The sequence below is a fragment of the Nitratireductor sp. OM-1 genome (assembly GCF_003296175.1).
Classification (GTDB): Bacteria; Pseudomonadota; Alphaproteobacteria; order Rhizobiales; family Rhizobiaceae; genus Nitratireductor; species Nitratireductor aquimarinus.
This window is the reverse complement of the sequence record NZ_CP029208.1, coordinates 837778-852528: the sequence shown is the minus strand read 5'-3', so window position 1 is coordinate 852528 and position 14751 is coordinate 837778. Positions and strand designations below refer to the sequence as shown.

At 60.8% G+C, this 14751-nt stretch carries 15 protein-coding genes and 1 tRNA gene; 1 reads left to right on the top strand and 15 read right to left on the bottom strand.

Annotation, left to right across the window (positions count from 1 at the left end; all coding sequences use genetic code 11):
• Positions 1-11: 11 nt before the first annotated feature.
• The 13 genes from DEJ54_RS03970 to rplU all read right to left on the bottom strand — a co-directional run bounded on the left by DEJ54_RS03970 (position 12) and on the right by rplU (position 11870).
• The gene (locus DEJ54_RS03970) at positions 12-533 is read right to left on the bottom strand and encodes an RNA pyrophosphohydrolase (RefSeq protein ID WP_113153427.1); all 522 of its coding nucleotides are present in this window, start codon (positions 531-533) and stop codon (positions 12-14) included.
• A gap of 17 nt (positions 534-550) precedes the next feature.
• A complete protein-coding gene (locus tag DEJ54_RS03965; protein ID WP_113153426.1) occupies positions 551-1738 on the bottom strand; it encodes a divergent polysaccharide deacetylase family protein in 1188 nt (395 codons plus the stop codon).
• 252 nt (positions 1739-1990) lie between these two features.
• On the bottom strand, positions 1991-3316 hold the full coding sequence (locus DEJ54_RS03960) for a S41 family peptidase (protein WP_113153425.1): 1326 nt from the start codon (positions 3314-3316) through the stop codon (positions 1991-1993).
• Positions 3306-4613: a murein hydrolase activator EnvC gene (locus DEJ54_RS03955; protein ID WP_113153424.1), complete on the bottom strand. Its 1308-nt coding sequence runs from the start codon at positions 4611-4613 to the stop codon at positions 3306-3308. Before DEJ54_RS03955 ends, DEJ54_RS03960 begins: the two co-directional genes overlap by 11 nt.
• A gap of 212 nt (positions 4614-4825) precedes the next feature.
• Entirely contained in the window at positions 4826-5308 is a 483-nt protein-coding gene (gene rlmH, locus DEJ54_RS03950) for a 23S rRNA (pseudouridine(1915)-N(3))-methyltransferase RlmH (protein ID WP_113153423.1), read from the bottom strand.
• Between the two features lie 59 nt (positions 5309-5367).
• Entirely contained in the window at positions 5368-5754 is a 387-nt protein-coding gene (gene rsfS / locus DEJ54_RS03945) for a ribosome silencing factor (protein WP_113153422.1), read from the bottom strand.
• Between the two features lie 158 nt (positions 5755-5912).
• Positions 5913-6506, bottom strand: a complete 594-nt coding sequence (locus DEJ54_RS03940) for a nicotinate-nucleotide adenylyltransferase (protein WP_113156063.1) — start codon at positions 6504-6506, stop codon at positions 5913-5915.
• Positions 6507-6589: 83 nt separating this feature from the next.
• On the bottom strand, positions 6590-7876 hold the full coding sequence (locus DEJ54_RS03935) for a glutamate-5-semialdehyde dehydrogenase (protein WP_113153421.1): 1287 nt from the start codon (positions 7874-7876) through the stop codon (positions 6590-6592).
• A complete protein-coding gene (gene proB, locus DEJ54_RS03930; protein ID WP_113153420.1) occupies positions 7877-9031 on the bottom strand; it encodes a glutamate 5-kinase in 1155 nt (384 codons plus the stop codon).
• Between the two features lie 7 nt (positions 9032-9038).
• Complete coding sequence (obgE, locus tag DEJ54_RS03925) at positions 9039-10076, bottom strand: GTPase ObgE (RefSeq protein ID WP_113153419.1); 1038 nt, start codon at positions 10074-10076, stop codon at positions 9039-9041.
• Between the two features lie 109 nt (positions 10077-10185).
• Complete coding sequence (locus tag DEJ54_RS03920; protein WP_113153418.1) at positions 10186-10779, bottom strand: GNAT family N-acetyltransferase; 594 nt, start codon at positions 10777-10779, stop codon at positions 10186-10188.
• Between the two features lie 121 nt (positions 10780-10900).
• Positions 10901-11170: a 50S ribosomal protein L27 gene (rpmA, locus tag DEJ54_RS03915; RefSeq protein WP_113153417.1), complete on the bottom strand. Its 270-nt coding sequence runs from the start codon at positions 11168-11170 to the stop codon at positions 10901-10903.
• 79 nt (positions 11171-11249) lie between these two features.
• The gene (gene rplU, locus DEJ54_RS03910) at positions 11250-11870 is read right to left on the bottom strand and encodes a 50S ribosomal protein L21 (protein WP_113153416.1); all 621 of its coding nucleotides are present in this window, start codon (positions 11868-11870) and stop codon (positions 11250-11252) included.
• 248 nt (positions 11871-12118) lie between these two features.
• Here rplU and DEJ54_RS03905 point away from each other — a divergent pair.
• Positions 12119-12208: transfer RNA gene (locus DEJ54_RS03905), tRNA-Ser, on the top strand.
• A 412-nt stretch (positions 12209-12620) separates the two neighbouring features.
• On the opposite strand, the gene DEJ54_RS03900 is transcribed toward DEJ54_RS03905, so the two are convergent.
• Entirely contained in the window at positions 12621-14126 is a 1506-nt protein-coding gene (locus tag DEJ54_RS03900) for a hypothetical protein (protein WP_113153415.1), read from the bottom strand.
• Positions 14123-14593, bottom strand: a complete 471-nt coding sequence (locus DEJ54_RS03895) for a hypothetical protein (protein ID WP_113153414.1) — start codon at positions 14591-14593, stop codon at positions 14123-14125. Before DEJ54_RS03895 ends, DEJ54_RS03900 begins: the two co-directional genes overlap by 4 nt.
• Positions 14594-14751 lie beyond the last annotated feature (158 nt).

The following is a 14751-nucleotide window of genomic DNA, read 5'->3' as shown; positions in this document are numbered from 1 at the left end:
GCCGGGACGCCTCAGGGTGCGAGGTGGCGGAAGGCGGAGACGACGCTCTCATAGACCTTGCGCTTGAAGGGAACGATCAGACCGGGCAGATCGGTCATCGGCTTCCATTCCCACATGTCGAACTCGGCTTCATGTCCGCCGGGCGGCGGGTTGATCGCGATCTCCGAATCGGGGCCTTCAAAGCGGAAGGCGAACCACTTCTGCTTCTGCCCGCGATACTTTCCCTTGAGGGCAATGCCAAGGAGATGTTCGGGCAGTTCGTAGGTGATCCAGTCGGGCGTCTCGGCGAGAAGCGACACGGACTTCATGCCGGTCTCTTCATAGAGTTCGCGATAGGCCGCCTCGCGGGGCTCTTCGCCTTTGTCGACGCCGCCCTGGGGCATCTGCCAGAGTTGTGTTGCGCCGGATAACTCATCCGTTTCGGGCTGAACGATGCGGCGGCCCGCCCAGGCAAGGCCCCTGTCGTTGAGCACCATGATGCCCACGCAGGGGCGATAGGGCAGATCGGCTGCGTTCTTTGTGTTCTCGGCCATGCGGACGATTTCCGTTTCTATCGTGGTTGAGGATCGGCGGCGACGGCCGAGACGGGAACGAGCTCGATTCCGCGTCCGGTGACTTCATTGGACCATGACGCTACGGCGTCGATGGTCTCGTCGAATGCAGAGCCTGTGCCGATGGCGTAGCCTCTGGCGCGTGCGATGCGCTCGAGTTCATCAAGCTTCTTGAGGATTTCGGCGCGCTCGGGGCGACGGTTCTTGCCGGTCGGATCGATGAGCGCGTCGGACGCGGCAAAAGGCACGCCCTCCTGAAGGGCGAGATCCTGCGCGACGCTGCGCGCGGATGTGCCATCATCGATATACATCAGGCCGCGCTGGCCAAGCTCCGCCATGACATCGCCCATGGCTTCGTCATCGGCCGTGAAGCGTCCGCCCATATAGTTCATGACGCCCGTATAGTTGGTGAGGCGGGAAAGCGCCCAGCGCATGCGCGACATGTTCTGGCTGGGGGATGCATCCAGCGTGAGCGTGTTGCGGCCCGGGTTCTGCGTCGGATAACCGAAGGGCTCCATGGGCACCTGCAGAATGACCTCATGGCCTTCCTTGCGGGCCTGCTGCATCCAGCGTGACAGGCTGTTGCCCGCCGGTGCGAACGCCAGGGTGATCTCCGGGCGGAGCGTCTCGATGGCGTATTCCGTGGTTGTCTGCGAAAGGCCCAGCCCGCCGATGATGATGGCGATGCGCGCGCCCCGCGTGCCCGACCAGGAGCGGGCATAAACATCGAAGGGCCGCCGGCCGCCGGCATCGCGCACGGGCAGGGGGCCTGTCTCGGACTCCTCGATCAGCGCCCGGTCGGGCAGATGCGCCAGACGCGGATGCTGGCCCATGGCCGAAGGATCGCGAATGATGATGACGCCGTTTTCGGACGGGGCTTCCGGCTGAAGACGGGTGATCGATGCATCGGGCGCGCCGGATGCGGGCGTGGCCGTTGCCGTGTCAGACCCGGAGGACCGCGCGACGGTCTCTTCTACGGGTGACGTGACGGCGACAGGAGAAGGGCTGCGGAAAGGGCGGTCTCGCAATGCGACAGCCGTGGACGTGCCGAGAACCGCAATGGCGGCGAGAGCGGTGACGATGCGGCCGGTGGTGAAGGTGCCCCGGCGCTTAGGCTTGTCTGGGCGCTTGTTCGGGCGCTTGTCGTGGCCCAGCGGGCGATCGATGTCTTTTTTCCCGGAAGTCATACCCACCCGTCACGATGGCCGAGGCCAGAAACCAGACCGGTCCTCGTCTTCTAAGAAGGCGGACGCGGCGTCAAAATTCTGTCTTTCCAAACGTAGGGCGGCCGGAAGGCAGCCATGCGCGAAATTCGTGTTACTGACGGTCTGTGTCGCCAGAATGTCACCGCCGGTTTGCGAGAAACCGGCGGTGACAAAAGATGTTTAGAGCATCGGGCGGAAAAGTGGAATCCGGTTTCCACTTTTCCTGAAATGGCTCTAGCGGTTCATGACCGCCTTGTCGGGATTTGGCGGGAAAGCGGGATCGGTTTTCTCGCCGCGCAGCAGTTCAAGGGCTGCCTTGAGCTGCATGTCGTCCTTGGGCTCCGGCGGCACATAGGCGATGGAGCCGGACCCCTCGTCGCTTTCTTCCTCACCCTTGATGTGACCGCGCAGGTCGGACTCGCCCCGGCGCAGATCCCGGCCCTGTAATTCCTCGGGCAGGGGCTGATCGACCTTGATGTCGGGCGTGATGCCCTTGCCCTGGATCGATTCGCCGGACGGCGTGTAGTAGAGCGCGGTGGTGAGGCGCAAAGCGCCGTTCTCGCCGAGCGGGATGATCGTCTGGACCGAGCCCTTGCCGAAGGACTGGGTACCCAGAACCGTCGCACGGCGGTGGTCCTGCAGCGCGCCGGCAACGATTTCCGAAGCACTGGCCGAGCCGCCATTGATGAGCACGATGACCGGCTTGCCATTCAGAACATCGCCGGGCCGCGAATCAAAGCGGGCAATCTCATTGGCCTCGCGGCCGCGGGTGGAGACGATCTCGCCGCGATCCAGGAAGGCGTCGGAAACGCTGACCGCCTGATCAAGCAGGCCGCCCGGATTGAGGCGCAGGTCGAGCACATAGCCCTTGAGCTGATCGTCCGGCACTTCTTCGCTGATCGTGTCGATGGCGGTCATCAGGTCATCGAAGGTCTTCTCCGTGAAGGAGGTGATCTTCAGATAGCCGACATCCTCTTCGACGCGGTACTTGACCGCCTTCACCTTGATGATGTCGCGCACGATGGTGAGATCGATGGGCTTGTCCGCACCTTCGCGAATGATGGTGAGTTCGATGGGCGTGTTGACCGCGCCGCGCATCTTGTCGACGGCGTCGTTGAGCGACATGCCGCGCACTTCCTCGCCATCGATGGCGGAGATCAGGTCGCCGGCCAGAACGCCGGCGCGTGCGGCGGGCGTGTCATCGATGGGCGCAACCACCTTGACCAGCTCGCTGTCCATGGTGACTTCGATGCCGAGGCCGCCGAACTCGCCCTTGGTCTGCACGCGCATGTCCTTGGCGGCGTCCGCGTCGAGATAGGACGAATGCGGGTCGAGCGAGGTGAGCATGCCGTTGATGGCGCTCTCCACCAGCTTCTTGTCATCCGGCGGGGTCACATACTGGGCGCGCACACGCTCGAAGATGTCGCCGAAGATCGCGAGTTGCCGGTAGGTCTCGGAACCGGCGGCGTTCGCAGAGAAGCCACTCGTACCGTGAAGGAGCGAGACCGCAGATGCGCCCATCAGGGCGCCGGCAAACAATAGCGACAAGTTACGTTTCATTTCCTGTCCTTCCAGAGTGTCCCGGAGCCCACCAGGGTTTAGGATTGATCGGTTTTCCGTTCTTCCTGAACTCCACATACAGCTCCGGTGTGACGTTCTCAGTCCCCGGTCCTGCGATGCTTGCCAGGCGAGCATCCCCCATCATGCCGATTGGTTCGCCCGCCAAAACGGATTGCCCCAGCGTCACGCTTACCTTCTCTAAGCCGGCAAGCACGATATGATAACCGTCGCCGGCGTTGAGTATCAATAGCTGACCATAGGAACGGAACGGTCCCGCGTACAGAACCGTCGCCCCCGCAGGCGCGGTAACGATTGCGCCCGATTGTGTTCTTAGAATGTCGCCCTGAAGGCGCGCCCCGGTGTCGTCATCTTCACCGAATCGCGCCGCGAACTGGCCGGACACGGGCAGGGCCACGCCGCCCGTGCGCTTGGCAAAGGATGCGCCCGCACTTAGCCGGTGTTCCGGCGAAGTCGGCTGATTAAGGCGCCTTGCGCGCTCTGCCTCGGCCTTGCGCAGCGATGCGATCTCGGTTTCCAGCGAGCCGATCAGCTCCTGCAGGCTGGTGGCGCGGGCGGCCAGCGCCTCGGCTTCGCGCTGCTCGGTGGCCATGCGGCTTTCGGCATCCTGCTGCAGGCGCTTCTTTTCATCGAGCAGAAGCGAGAGGCGTTTCTTTTCCTCGACCTGTTCGGTCACGGTTTTTTGAAGTTTGTCGCGCTCGCTTTCGATGGATGTGACGATGCGCGAGAGGTCTTTCAGGTCGCCGATGAGGATTTCCGTCTCGACCCGCAGCTCCGGCACGACCGCGCCGAGAAGGATGGCGCTGCGCACGGAGGCGAGCGCATCTTCCGGGCGCACGAGAATTGCCGGTGGCGGGTTCAGGCCCATGCGCTGAAGGGCTGCCAGAACCTCGGCCAGAACGCCGCGGCGCGATTGCAGCGATTCGCGCAGATAGCCTTCCTGATGGCGCAGTTCCGTGAGGCGCAGCGAAATGGCGTCGATGTCTTCGCTGAGCTTGCGCTCGGTCTTGGCGGCCTGGATGAGGGCTGCGGTGATGGCCGCATTGTCATCCTTGATGGCGTCGATTTCGGATGCGATTTCGGCGAGGCGCTGTTCGGTCAGCGCCATCTCGCGATTGATGTCCTGAAATTCGGTCTGCGTCTTGCCATGCTGCGTTTCCAGAACCTCTATGCCGTCCTGCGCGGCGGCGTAGGCGGTCAGGACGCAAAGGCAGGTCGCAGCGGCTGCTGCTGTCCTGATCCTGGAAAAGGGCGGGCGCGGCATGTGCGCTTTCATCATCCTTGGTCTGCTGTTTTCGCGCGGTCGGGAAATCGCATTCGGGCAGTATAGGCGACGCTTTCTTAAGGAAGCATCAACCATACGGGAATTGCTGCACAATTCTTGGTTGTGTTTTCCCTATTGTCAATGCAGGCGGGTTGCGCCGGCTTGCCTGATCGCCGTGCGTCCGTCTGAGCGCCCATCCGGCCGCACCGAACTATTCGTGAAGCCGTTCAGTCCCGATGATAGGGATGGCCTGAAAGAATGGTGGAAACACGGTAGATCTGTTCGGCCAGCATCACCCGAACGATCTGGTGCGGCCATGTCTGCGCGCCGAACGCGATGGTGCGGTCTGCCATGCGCCGCAACTCGGGATCGTGCCCGTCCGGCCCGCCAATGACGATGGAAAGATGCCGCCGGCCTTCATCACGCAGATCCGCGATGGCCTGGCTCAGCTCCCGGGAGGTGAGGTTCTTGCCGCGTTCATCGAGCAGGAAGAGCGCCGAGCCTTCCGGGCGCATCTGCGCGATCTTGCGGCTCTCTTCGCGCCGTCTTTCGTCGGTGGATTTGGCGCGGCTTTCAGCGATCTCGCTGACGCCGGAAAATTCGAGCCCGATGGCCGGGCCGCCCTTGGAGAAGCGGTCCAGATAACGGTCCGCCAGATCCCTCTCGGGGCCGGCTTTCATCCGGCCCACGGCGCAAATCCCAATATGCATTCCAGCCTCTCTGCCCGGTGGGCGGAGGAGCCCACAAACGCCGTCAACAAAGACGGCGGTCAGTGAACCGTTTCATCCTCAAGACCGGGCTCAAGATCGGGCGTCTGCCACATCTTTTCGATGTTGTAGAATTCCCGAACTTCCGGACGGAAGACATGAACAACGATGTCGCCCGTATCGACCAGAACCCAGTCGGCGCTCGCAAGGCCTTCGACCTTTGCGTTGCCGCAGCCGGCTTCCTTCAAGGCACGGATCAGGTGATCCGCGACCGCAGCGACGTGTCGATGCGAGCGTCCCGACGCGATGATCATGTGATCGGCGAGCGGGGACTTGCCCTGAATGTCGATGGAGACGATGTTTTCCGCCTTCGAGTCTTCAAGACTCGTGAGGGCTGTTTCAACGGCCTGGGAAACCAGGTTTCGGCTGGCCTCGGCCGGCGAAGGCACGCTGTCGGCCTTCTTCGTGGTTGCTGTTCTCAGTGTCTTTCCTTTCCAATAAGAACAAGCTCACCGTGGACGCATGTCCTGCGGTATCCAATAGATAGGCAGAGTCTCCTTACAGTTTCAAGACATCCGCCGATCACATGTTTTGCGAGCTTTGGCGGTTATTGCGCCCCTTTTGCCGCATTTCTGATTGCGGTCGAGGAGAGCGGGGAGCGCGGACCGTGGATGAATGTCCAGGCCGGCGGCTTGCTTCTGGCGAGGATCGGCGCGTCGTCCTCGTCTATGCGGGCATGGTCGAATGTCTTCGCCATGGTGGATGAGAGAAAGGCGAGCGTTGCGCCCGGACGGTCGATCACGGCGATGGGCATGGACTGCGCGATATCGCGCCAGCGCTCCCAGCGATGGAAGTCGCGCAGGCTGTCCGCCCCCATGATCCAGACGAAGTTCACGCCGTGATTGCGCGCCTGAACCAGCTTGATCGTATCCGCCGTGAAGCGGACGCGGTGGCCGGCCTCGAATGCCGTCACTTTAACGCGCGGGTCGGTGGTGCATTTCTCCGAAAGGGCGATCCGTTCGGCAAGAGGTGCGAGTTCGCGATGGCTCTTCAGCGGATTGCCGGGGGTGACGATCCACCAGAGCTGGTCGAGCCGTAACCGCCGCATGGCGATCTCAGCCACCAGCGTATGGCCGGCATGGGGCGGGTTGAAAGAGCCGCCAAACAGGCCGACCGCCATGCCGCGTTCCACATGCGGCATGCGCAGATAGCGCGCCGGCACCGATGGCGTCGGCGTGCTGATCGTGCTGTTCTCGTCGGACTGCTGCATCGCGAAGCGGCCGCTCAGGGCCGGGTCTGGCCGGAGCCGCGAACGCGATATTTGAACGAGGTGAGCTGTTCGACACCCACCGGTCCGCGCGCGTGCATCTTGCCGGTGGCAATGCCGATTTCCGCGCCCATGCCGAACTCGCCGCCATCGGCGAACTGGGTGGAGGCGTTGTGCAGCAGAATGGCGGAATCGATCTCGTTGAAGAAGCGCTCAACGGCTGCCGCATCTTCCGCGACGATGGCCTCGGTGTGGTGCGAGGACCATGTGCCGATGTGGCGGATCGCTTCATCGACCCCATCGACCAGCTTCACCGAAATGATGGCGTCGAGATATTCCGTGCCCCAGTCCTCGTTTGTCGCAGGTGTTGCCGAAGCAAAGCGGGCGCAGACCTCTTCATCGCCGCGAATGGCGCAGCCGGCTTCTTGCAGCGCGGTCAGAACGGGCGTGAGAAGGCGGTCGGCCGCAGCGCGGTCCACGAGCAGTGTTTCAGCCGCGCCGCAGATGCCGGTGCGCCGCATCTTGGCGTTGACGGCGATGGAGACGGCCATGTCGGTGTCGGCCGAGCGGTCGAGGTAAAGGTGGCAGATGCCTTCCAGATGCGAGAACACGGGGACACGCGCATCGCTCTGCACGCGCTCGACGAGGCTGCGCCCGCCGCGGGGCACGATGACGTCGACATTGCCGCCGAGGCCTTTCAGCATTTCGCCAACGGCGGCGCGGTCGGTGACCGGCACGCGCTGGATGGCGTCGGCGGGCAGGCCCGCCTTCTCAAGTCCTTCGACGAGGCAGGCATGGATGGCGGCGGAGGAGCGCGCGGAATCGGAACCGCCGCGCAGGATCACCGCATTGCCGGCCTTGAGGCACAGCGCGCCGGCATCGGCGGTCACGTTGGGGCGGCTTTCATAGATGACGCCGATGACGCCGAGCGGCGTGCGCACGCGCTCGATCTGAAGACCGTTGGGGCGATCCCATGCGGCGATCACGCTGCCGACCGGGTCTTTCAGCGCGGCGATGGCGCGCATGCCCTCTGCAATGGCGGCGATGCGCGCGGGATCAAGCTTCAGCCGGTCGAGGAGGGCCGGCGACAGGCCCGTTTTCTCGCCGCGCGCCATGTCTTCGCGGTTGGCCTCAAGGATCGCCGCTTCATTGCGCGTGAGCGCATCGGCCATGGCTTCCAGCGCGGCGTTCTTCTCGTCTGGCGTGGCGATGGACAACGGGCCGGCGGCGGCGCGGGCGCGCGCACCGAGATCGTTCATCAGCGCGGCGATGTCCGCACTGTCCTGCCTGTTTTCCATCAGCATTCAACCCTCCGCTTTTTCAATCCGGTTCTGGCGCACATGCGGCGTCGTGACCAGGTCATCGCGATGCACCATGGCGGTGCGCGCTTCGTATCCGAGCACCTCGGCAATGTCGCCGCTTTTCAGACCGGCGATTTTTACGGCATCGGCGGCATCATAGGCAACCAGTCCACGGGCGACCTCGCGCCCGTCGGGGCCGTGAATGGCAACCGTGTCGCCACGGGCGAAACTGCCCGAAACCTGTGTGACGCCCGCTGGCAGAAGCGAGTTTCCGGCGGCAAGCGCCAGAACCGCGCCGGCATCCACGCCGATCGTGCCGGCGGGCTCAAGCTGGCCGGCGATCCATGTCTTGTAGGCGCGCACGGGTGTCGTGCTTGCCCTGAACAGGGTGGAGCGGGCGTCGCTGTCGATCGCGGACAGCGGATTGAGCCGCGTGCCCGAGGCGATGATCATGGAGGTGCCGGCTGCCGTGGCGATGCGCCCGGCGTCGAGCTTGGTGCGCATGCCGCCGCGCGAAAGCTCGGAAGCAGCAGCGCCGGCCATGGCCTCGATCTGTGGCGTGATGGCGTCGACCACGGGGATGAACTGCGCATCGGGATCGCTGGCCGGCGGCGCGGTGTAGAGCCCGTCCACATCGGAGAGCAGAACCAGAAGGTCAGCGCCGAGCATGGTGGCGACGCGCGCGGCCAGGCGATCATTGTCGCCATAGCGGATTTCGCTGGTGGCGACCGTGTCGTTTTCGTTGATGACGGGCACGACGCCCATCTTGAGAAGGGTGGAGACGGTGGCGCGCACATTGAGATAGCGGCGACGCTCTTCCGTGTCGCCGAGCGTGACGAGGATCTGGCCCGATTTGAGCCCGCGCTTGCGCAGCTCCTCGTCCCATGCGCCGGCGAGCGCGATCTGTCCCACGGAAGCCGCAGCCTGGCTTTCTTCCAGCTTCAGCGTGCGCCGCTCAATGCCGAGGATGGTGCGGCCAAGCGCGATGGCGCCGGACGACACCACCAGAACCTCGACGCCATCGGCATTGAGATTGGCGATGTCATCGACGAGCGCGGAAAGCCATTCGCGCTTCAAACCCTTTTTGCGGTCCACCAGAAGGGCGGAGCCGATCTTGACCGTGATGCGACGGTGACTGTTGAGCGCGGGGCGGGTCATGGTCTGCCTATTTCTGCCAGCGCTCATCAACCGCATCGGCGTTTTCTTCTTCGGCGCGGGCGTCCTGGATGATCTTCATCAGGGTGCGCAGCACCTCCTGCACGCCTTCGCCGGTGGCGGAAGACAGGAGGAGCGGCGTCTTTCCGCAGGCCTCTGCAAGGGCGGCCTGCTTCTCGGCGCGGGCGTCTTCGTCCAGAAGATCCACCTGGCTGAGCGCGACCACCTCGGTCTTGTCGGTGAGGCCGTGGCCATAGGCGGAAAGCTCGCCGCGAATGGTCTTGTAGACGGCGGCCGGGTCTTCCTCGCGTGCGGAAACGAGATGCAGCAGAACGCGGGTCCGCTCCACATGGCCGAGGAATCGGTCGCCAATGCCGACGCCCGCATGCGCGCCCTCGATCAGGCCGGGGATGTCGGCCATGACGAATTCGCGCGCGTCGATGCGCACCACGCCGAGATTGGGGTGCAGCGTCGTGAACGGATAGTCGGCGATCTTCGGCTTGGCTGCCGTGACGGTGGCCAGGAAGGTGGACTTGCCGGCATTGGGCAGGCCGACGAGCCCGGCATCGGCGATGAGCTTGAGGCGCAGCCAGATCCACGCTTCCTCACCCGGCAGGCCGGGATTGGCCCGGCGCGGCGCCTGGTTGGTGGAGGATTTGAAGTGCTGGTTGCCGAAGCCGCCATTGCCGCCGCTGGCCAGCCTGAAGCGCTGGCCGATCTCGGTCAGATCGCAGATCAGCGTTTCATTGTCTTCCTCGAAGACCTGGGTGCCGGCCGGCACTTTGAGGATGGCGTCGCCGCCCTTCGCGCCGGTGCGGTTGCGGCCCATGCCGTGCACGCCGGTCTGGGCCTTGAAATGCTGCTGGTAGCGATAGTCGATGAGCGTGTTGAGGCCCTGAACGGCCTCCACCCAGACATCGCCGCCGCGCCCGCCATCGCCGCCATCGGGACCGCCGAACTCGATATATTTCTCGCGTCGGAACGAAACGGAACCCGCGCCGCCATCGCCGGAGCGGATATAGACTTTGGCCTGATCGAGAAATTTCATGGTTTTGGACCGTCTTTCCGTAACGTTGCGCTGAACCGTCTACAGCATTGCGCGCTGAAGTGCGAGAGCAGACAGGGCGCACGTGCCTGCCTGCTCTCGTCTCAATTTTCTATGCGCCCCAGCTCCTGAGGCTGACCCAGGTGCGGCGGTCGAGCTGGTAGCGCTCGACGGGCACCCGGCCGGCCACCACGGAATCCATCATGCCCTGACCGGCAAACTGGAAACCGCATTTGTGAATGACGCGGCGCGAGGCGGTGTTGGTGACGCGGCAGGAAACATTGAGCCGGTCGATATCCGTGGCGCGGAAGGCGAGGTCCACAAGGGCGTGGGCCGCTTCCGTTGCGTAGCCGCGCCCCCAGTAGGGTTCGCCGATCCAGTATCCCATCTCAAGACCGTGGGCGCGGTTTTCCAGGCCCGCGCAGCCGATGAAAGCGCCACTTTCGGACAGGGTGATGGCATAGGTGCAGCCGCTGATCGCGCCGGCGCGAATGCTGGACAGAAAACTGTGTGCGTCGGCAACGCGATAGGGATTGGGCAGACGGCCGAGCATTTCGGCCAGATGCCGGTTGTTGGCGAGCTCCACCAGCTCGGTCACATCGTCATCGCGCGGGATGCGCAGGACGAGGCGTTCCGTGACCAGAACGGGACAATCTATGCTGACGCCGGGACTTTCACCCTCGATATCTTCACTTTCGGCGACCATTTTTTCCTCCGGACAATAGAAAAGGGGAGATGGCGACCCATCTCCCCTTTTTGAACCTATTTCCGGAATGTCCAGACACCGGTCCCCGAGATGGGTCGCCGGTGTTTGGTGCGCGGACCGGCTATTCCGCGGCTTCCAGAATTGGGTTTACAGATACGTACGTTCGGCCGTTTGCCTTCTTGGCAAAGGACACGGAACCAGCCTCAAGCGCAAAAATCGTATGATCTTTGCCCATGCCGACATTGGTGCCGGGATGCCATTTCGTGCCGCGCTGACGGATGATGATGTTGCCGGCGCGAACCTGCTCGCCGCCGAACTTCTTCACACCAAGGCGTTTGGACTCGGAATCGCGACCGTTGCGCGACGAACCACCAGCTTTTTTGTGTGCCATTTCGCTTGCTCCTTTGCGCCCTTGAGAGCGCTCGTATTCCTATTGCGCCGTCAGGCGCCCGATTTCAACCCTGCGGCGATTATTTCGCCAGTTCTGCGGCCTGCTCGCGCCAGTCCTTGATCTGGTCGGCGCTGAACGGCATGGCCTCATCGATGCGCACCACGTCCTCGTCGGTGAGGGCGGCCACCTGAGCGTAGGTGGTGATGCCCTGCTCGGCGAGCTGGCCGGCTGCGACCGGGCCGATGCCCTTGATCTTCGTCAGATCGTCGGGCTCGCCTGCCGGAGCGGTGAAGAGCGGCGCTGCCGCTGCGGGCGCTTCCGTCTTTGCTTCGGCCTTCTTCGGCGCGGCTTCTTTCTTGGCGGCTGCCTTCTTCGACGGCTTCGCACCGCCCGTCAGGATCTCGGAGATCCGCACGGTGGTCAGAAGCTGACGATGGCCGCGCTTGCGGCGCGAATTCTGGCGGCGACGCTTCTTGAACGCGATGACCTTCTTGCCGCGGCCCTGCTCGACGACTTCGGCAGCCACGCTGGCGCCTTCAACGAGCGGCGCGCCGAACGCCACGTCTTCGCCCTCGCCAACGGCGAGAACGTCTGCAAACTGAATGATCTCACCGGGCTCGCCGGCGATGAGTTCGACCTGAAGCAGGTCGTTGGCGGAAACGCGGTACTGCTTGCCGCCGGTTTTAATGACTGCGAACATCTTTTTTCCTTTCGGTGTCCGGTCCGGCTTTGGTCCACGACTTTGTGGCCTGCCGTCTTTTTGTCAGTCCTGAGGGTTAAACGCCATGCGGCGCAGGGCTTTCCCACGTCGCAGGACGCGTGTCCATAACGGAAGCTTGCCACAAGGTCAAGTTGACGGGTTGAAAATGCCGCAGATTGGCTCTTGTGTCGGAGGCGATGACCGGTTATCTAGTGCGCCGCGCTGGCAACAGCAGACCAGCATCTCGCGGAGAGGTGGCTGAGTGGTTGAAAGCACCGCACTCGAAATGCGGCATACTCGCAAGGGTATCGGGGGTTCGAATCCCTCCCTCTCCGCCATACATCGCTGATGCCCTTCGGGGCGCGATGCTGTCATTGATCATCTTGCCGCCTTCAAGTGACGCAGAGAGCTGGGGTTTCTGCGATGCACATCGTCTGTCTTGAGGTTTAGGGGCGACGCAGTCGATACTGATTCTTTCATCCCATGGTCACTGCGGCTTCCCATAAGCTGTCGTTTCTGGGGCACCCATCTATCGACATAAGCAGTGCCGGAGGCGGACCTTCGCTGTGCTTGCAAAAAATAAGCACTGCGGTTGGTTGAGATCGCTGAAAAGCATCCCTGCAATCAAACCCAATCGGAAGATTCCAAATCAAATCGGCCATAATTGCAGGGAGGGGCGCAAAGACTTTCTGGTTGATGCACTTCTTATGACCTAATCACCATGGGCCAGGGGGGGGGGGGCGTCAGCGCTCATTTCTCGCGAAGAATTGGGAGCTTTCTCAAGGCTGCAGATGATGAATCTTCAAAAGATTTGTTAAACAGCTCTACGCTTTGAGCAGCCCTTATGCCAATGTACAAGCCATAATCCAGGATCAGGGCCAAGTACTTTCGCCCCGCTTCATGCGGCGTAATTCCTTCACTGATAACGTGGAGAAAGCGCAGTTGAACTAGGCTAGTTACCTGCTTAAACAGATTGGATGAGTTGTCGATCTCAATCAGGAAGGCGTTCTGCCTTTTCTCCTTAATGCAGAAGTTTTTGATAACCTCCAAGGCAGCCTTAAGGTCATCGGCTTGCTCCGATGCGTCCTGTTCCAAATCGCGGTGCTTGATAGTTAAGGCTTCCGATGCTGCCTGATTGACATTGGAAACCGTCACTCTTCCCCTATTTTCTATGTTAGCCTTCTGTATTGCCTGGGAGAATAGGTAAATTGCGTCGCGTGGGACACCTGCTGAAACCCATGTCAATCGAGGTATAACCTCAGCAGAACTACACAGACGTCTGATTGATGAAAGCCCAGCAAACCGAGCGTGGGCATCGAGAATCGCTTCAATGTGGCTCGTTGTTTTCTCTGGTGTCGTCAGGTTGTAATCTAGATGTATGGCTTGCGCATCATGCGGTAGCTCGAGTCCAATTCGTTCGGTGGTGTCATAAGTTCTTGTAAGGTTCTCAATCGCGCTGATCTTTAGAAAAATCTGGTTTCCCCTTGCGATCGAGTAAAGAATATCAAGTATTCTTGATTGGAGTGCGCGGCCAAGAACATGTATATCATCAACGAACAGGAAAATTTCTGATTCCCTTGTCAGTTTTCCGAGTTCGCGCCGTAGTCTTACGGCCAATTTTTTGTACTCGAGAAATTCTGGTGCGCATCTTTCTACTAGGTTCTGTAGTTCGGTCAGGCGATTGCTCTGACCAAATTTGGCTTCAATTTCAGAAACTAGATCGGAGAGCACATCTCCAATAACTCCATCATCGTTCCGTCTCGAATACGCTTGAAAATCTAGCCAAACTGAAGGTCGATTCTCTCGCTCCCTTGAAGTTAGGCTGTACAAGAGGAGCATCGATTTTCCAGCACCGCGCCGGCCAAAAACGATGTGATTTGCGTTAGAAACAATTTGCTCCTCAGCGCCAGAAACCGTTTCAATGTAGCGAGAAAATAGTTCGTCTCCAAAACTGTGCTTATGCACAGTTTGGCTCTCAGAGAGCAGCTTGAGCAGCAATCTCACTTCTGGCCCAGAAACGATCTTATCTCTGGAGACTTGCTTCAAAGTGGCGATGATATATTCGCTTTCAGAGCCGAGTACGTTCGTCGTTGCTCTGGAGAGGTCGTCAAAAAGCCGGTCTTCTGGGCTACTTACGAAAATGACGATTGCAGTCCCTTGTGAAGTTGGCTTGAATTGGTGATCAAGCCCCCTTAGCCCAGACAGCTTTTCGAATTCTGCTTTTATCTCAAGAAGCTTTGGGATTCCGATATTCATATTTGCCCCCTAAGATTCAATCCGCGCCTTTCCAGATACGCTTTTGTTTCTCTGAGGAAGTCTCTTGTGAGAGTTTCCGCATCGACTTGTCTGATGAATAGATCTTGAGCTCTGGCGCTATGGTCATAATCACATTTGTTTCGGTCGTCCCTAAGCTCTTTCAATCGCGTGCTGTAGGTCGCTCGATTGTTAAAATCTGATGGCAGGTCGCCGATCTTTTTATGGTCTGACGAATCGGTTGAGTGAGTTCCCTGAACCAAGTATCTTATCGCCTTGGACCCGTTGTAAGCGCCATAGTAGAAACGGGAAACTCGCTGCCGCCAGTGAGAATGGTTCTGGACTTTAGCGAAGCGATAGTGCTTCACGCCAAGGTAAAACATCGCTTGCGCCTGCAGCTTTTGCTGCTCGTTTATTAGCTCGATCTGATCGGGTTCGATGAGGCCGTCAAGAATTCCGACCAACTTCATCGGATTACCAAGTTTTAGAAAATCTCTGTGCAAATCCGGTCACTCTTCTCATGTAACGAGATAGTACCCATTACGATCCGAAAAACCACCGAAAAGTTAGAATGATAGGTTAGGCGCCTGAACCACTTTTTTGTGGGCTCGGTCGGCGAGCCAAGCAT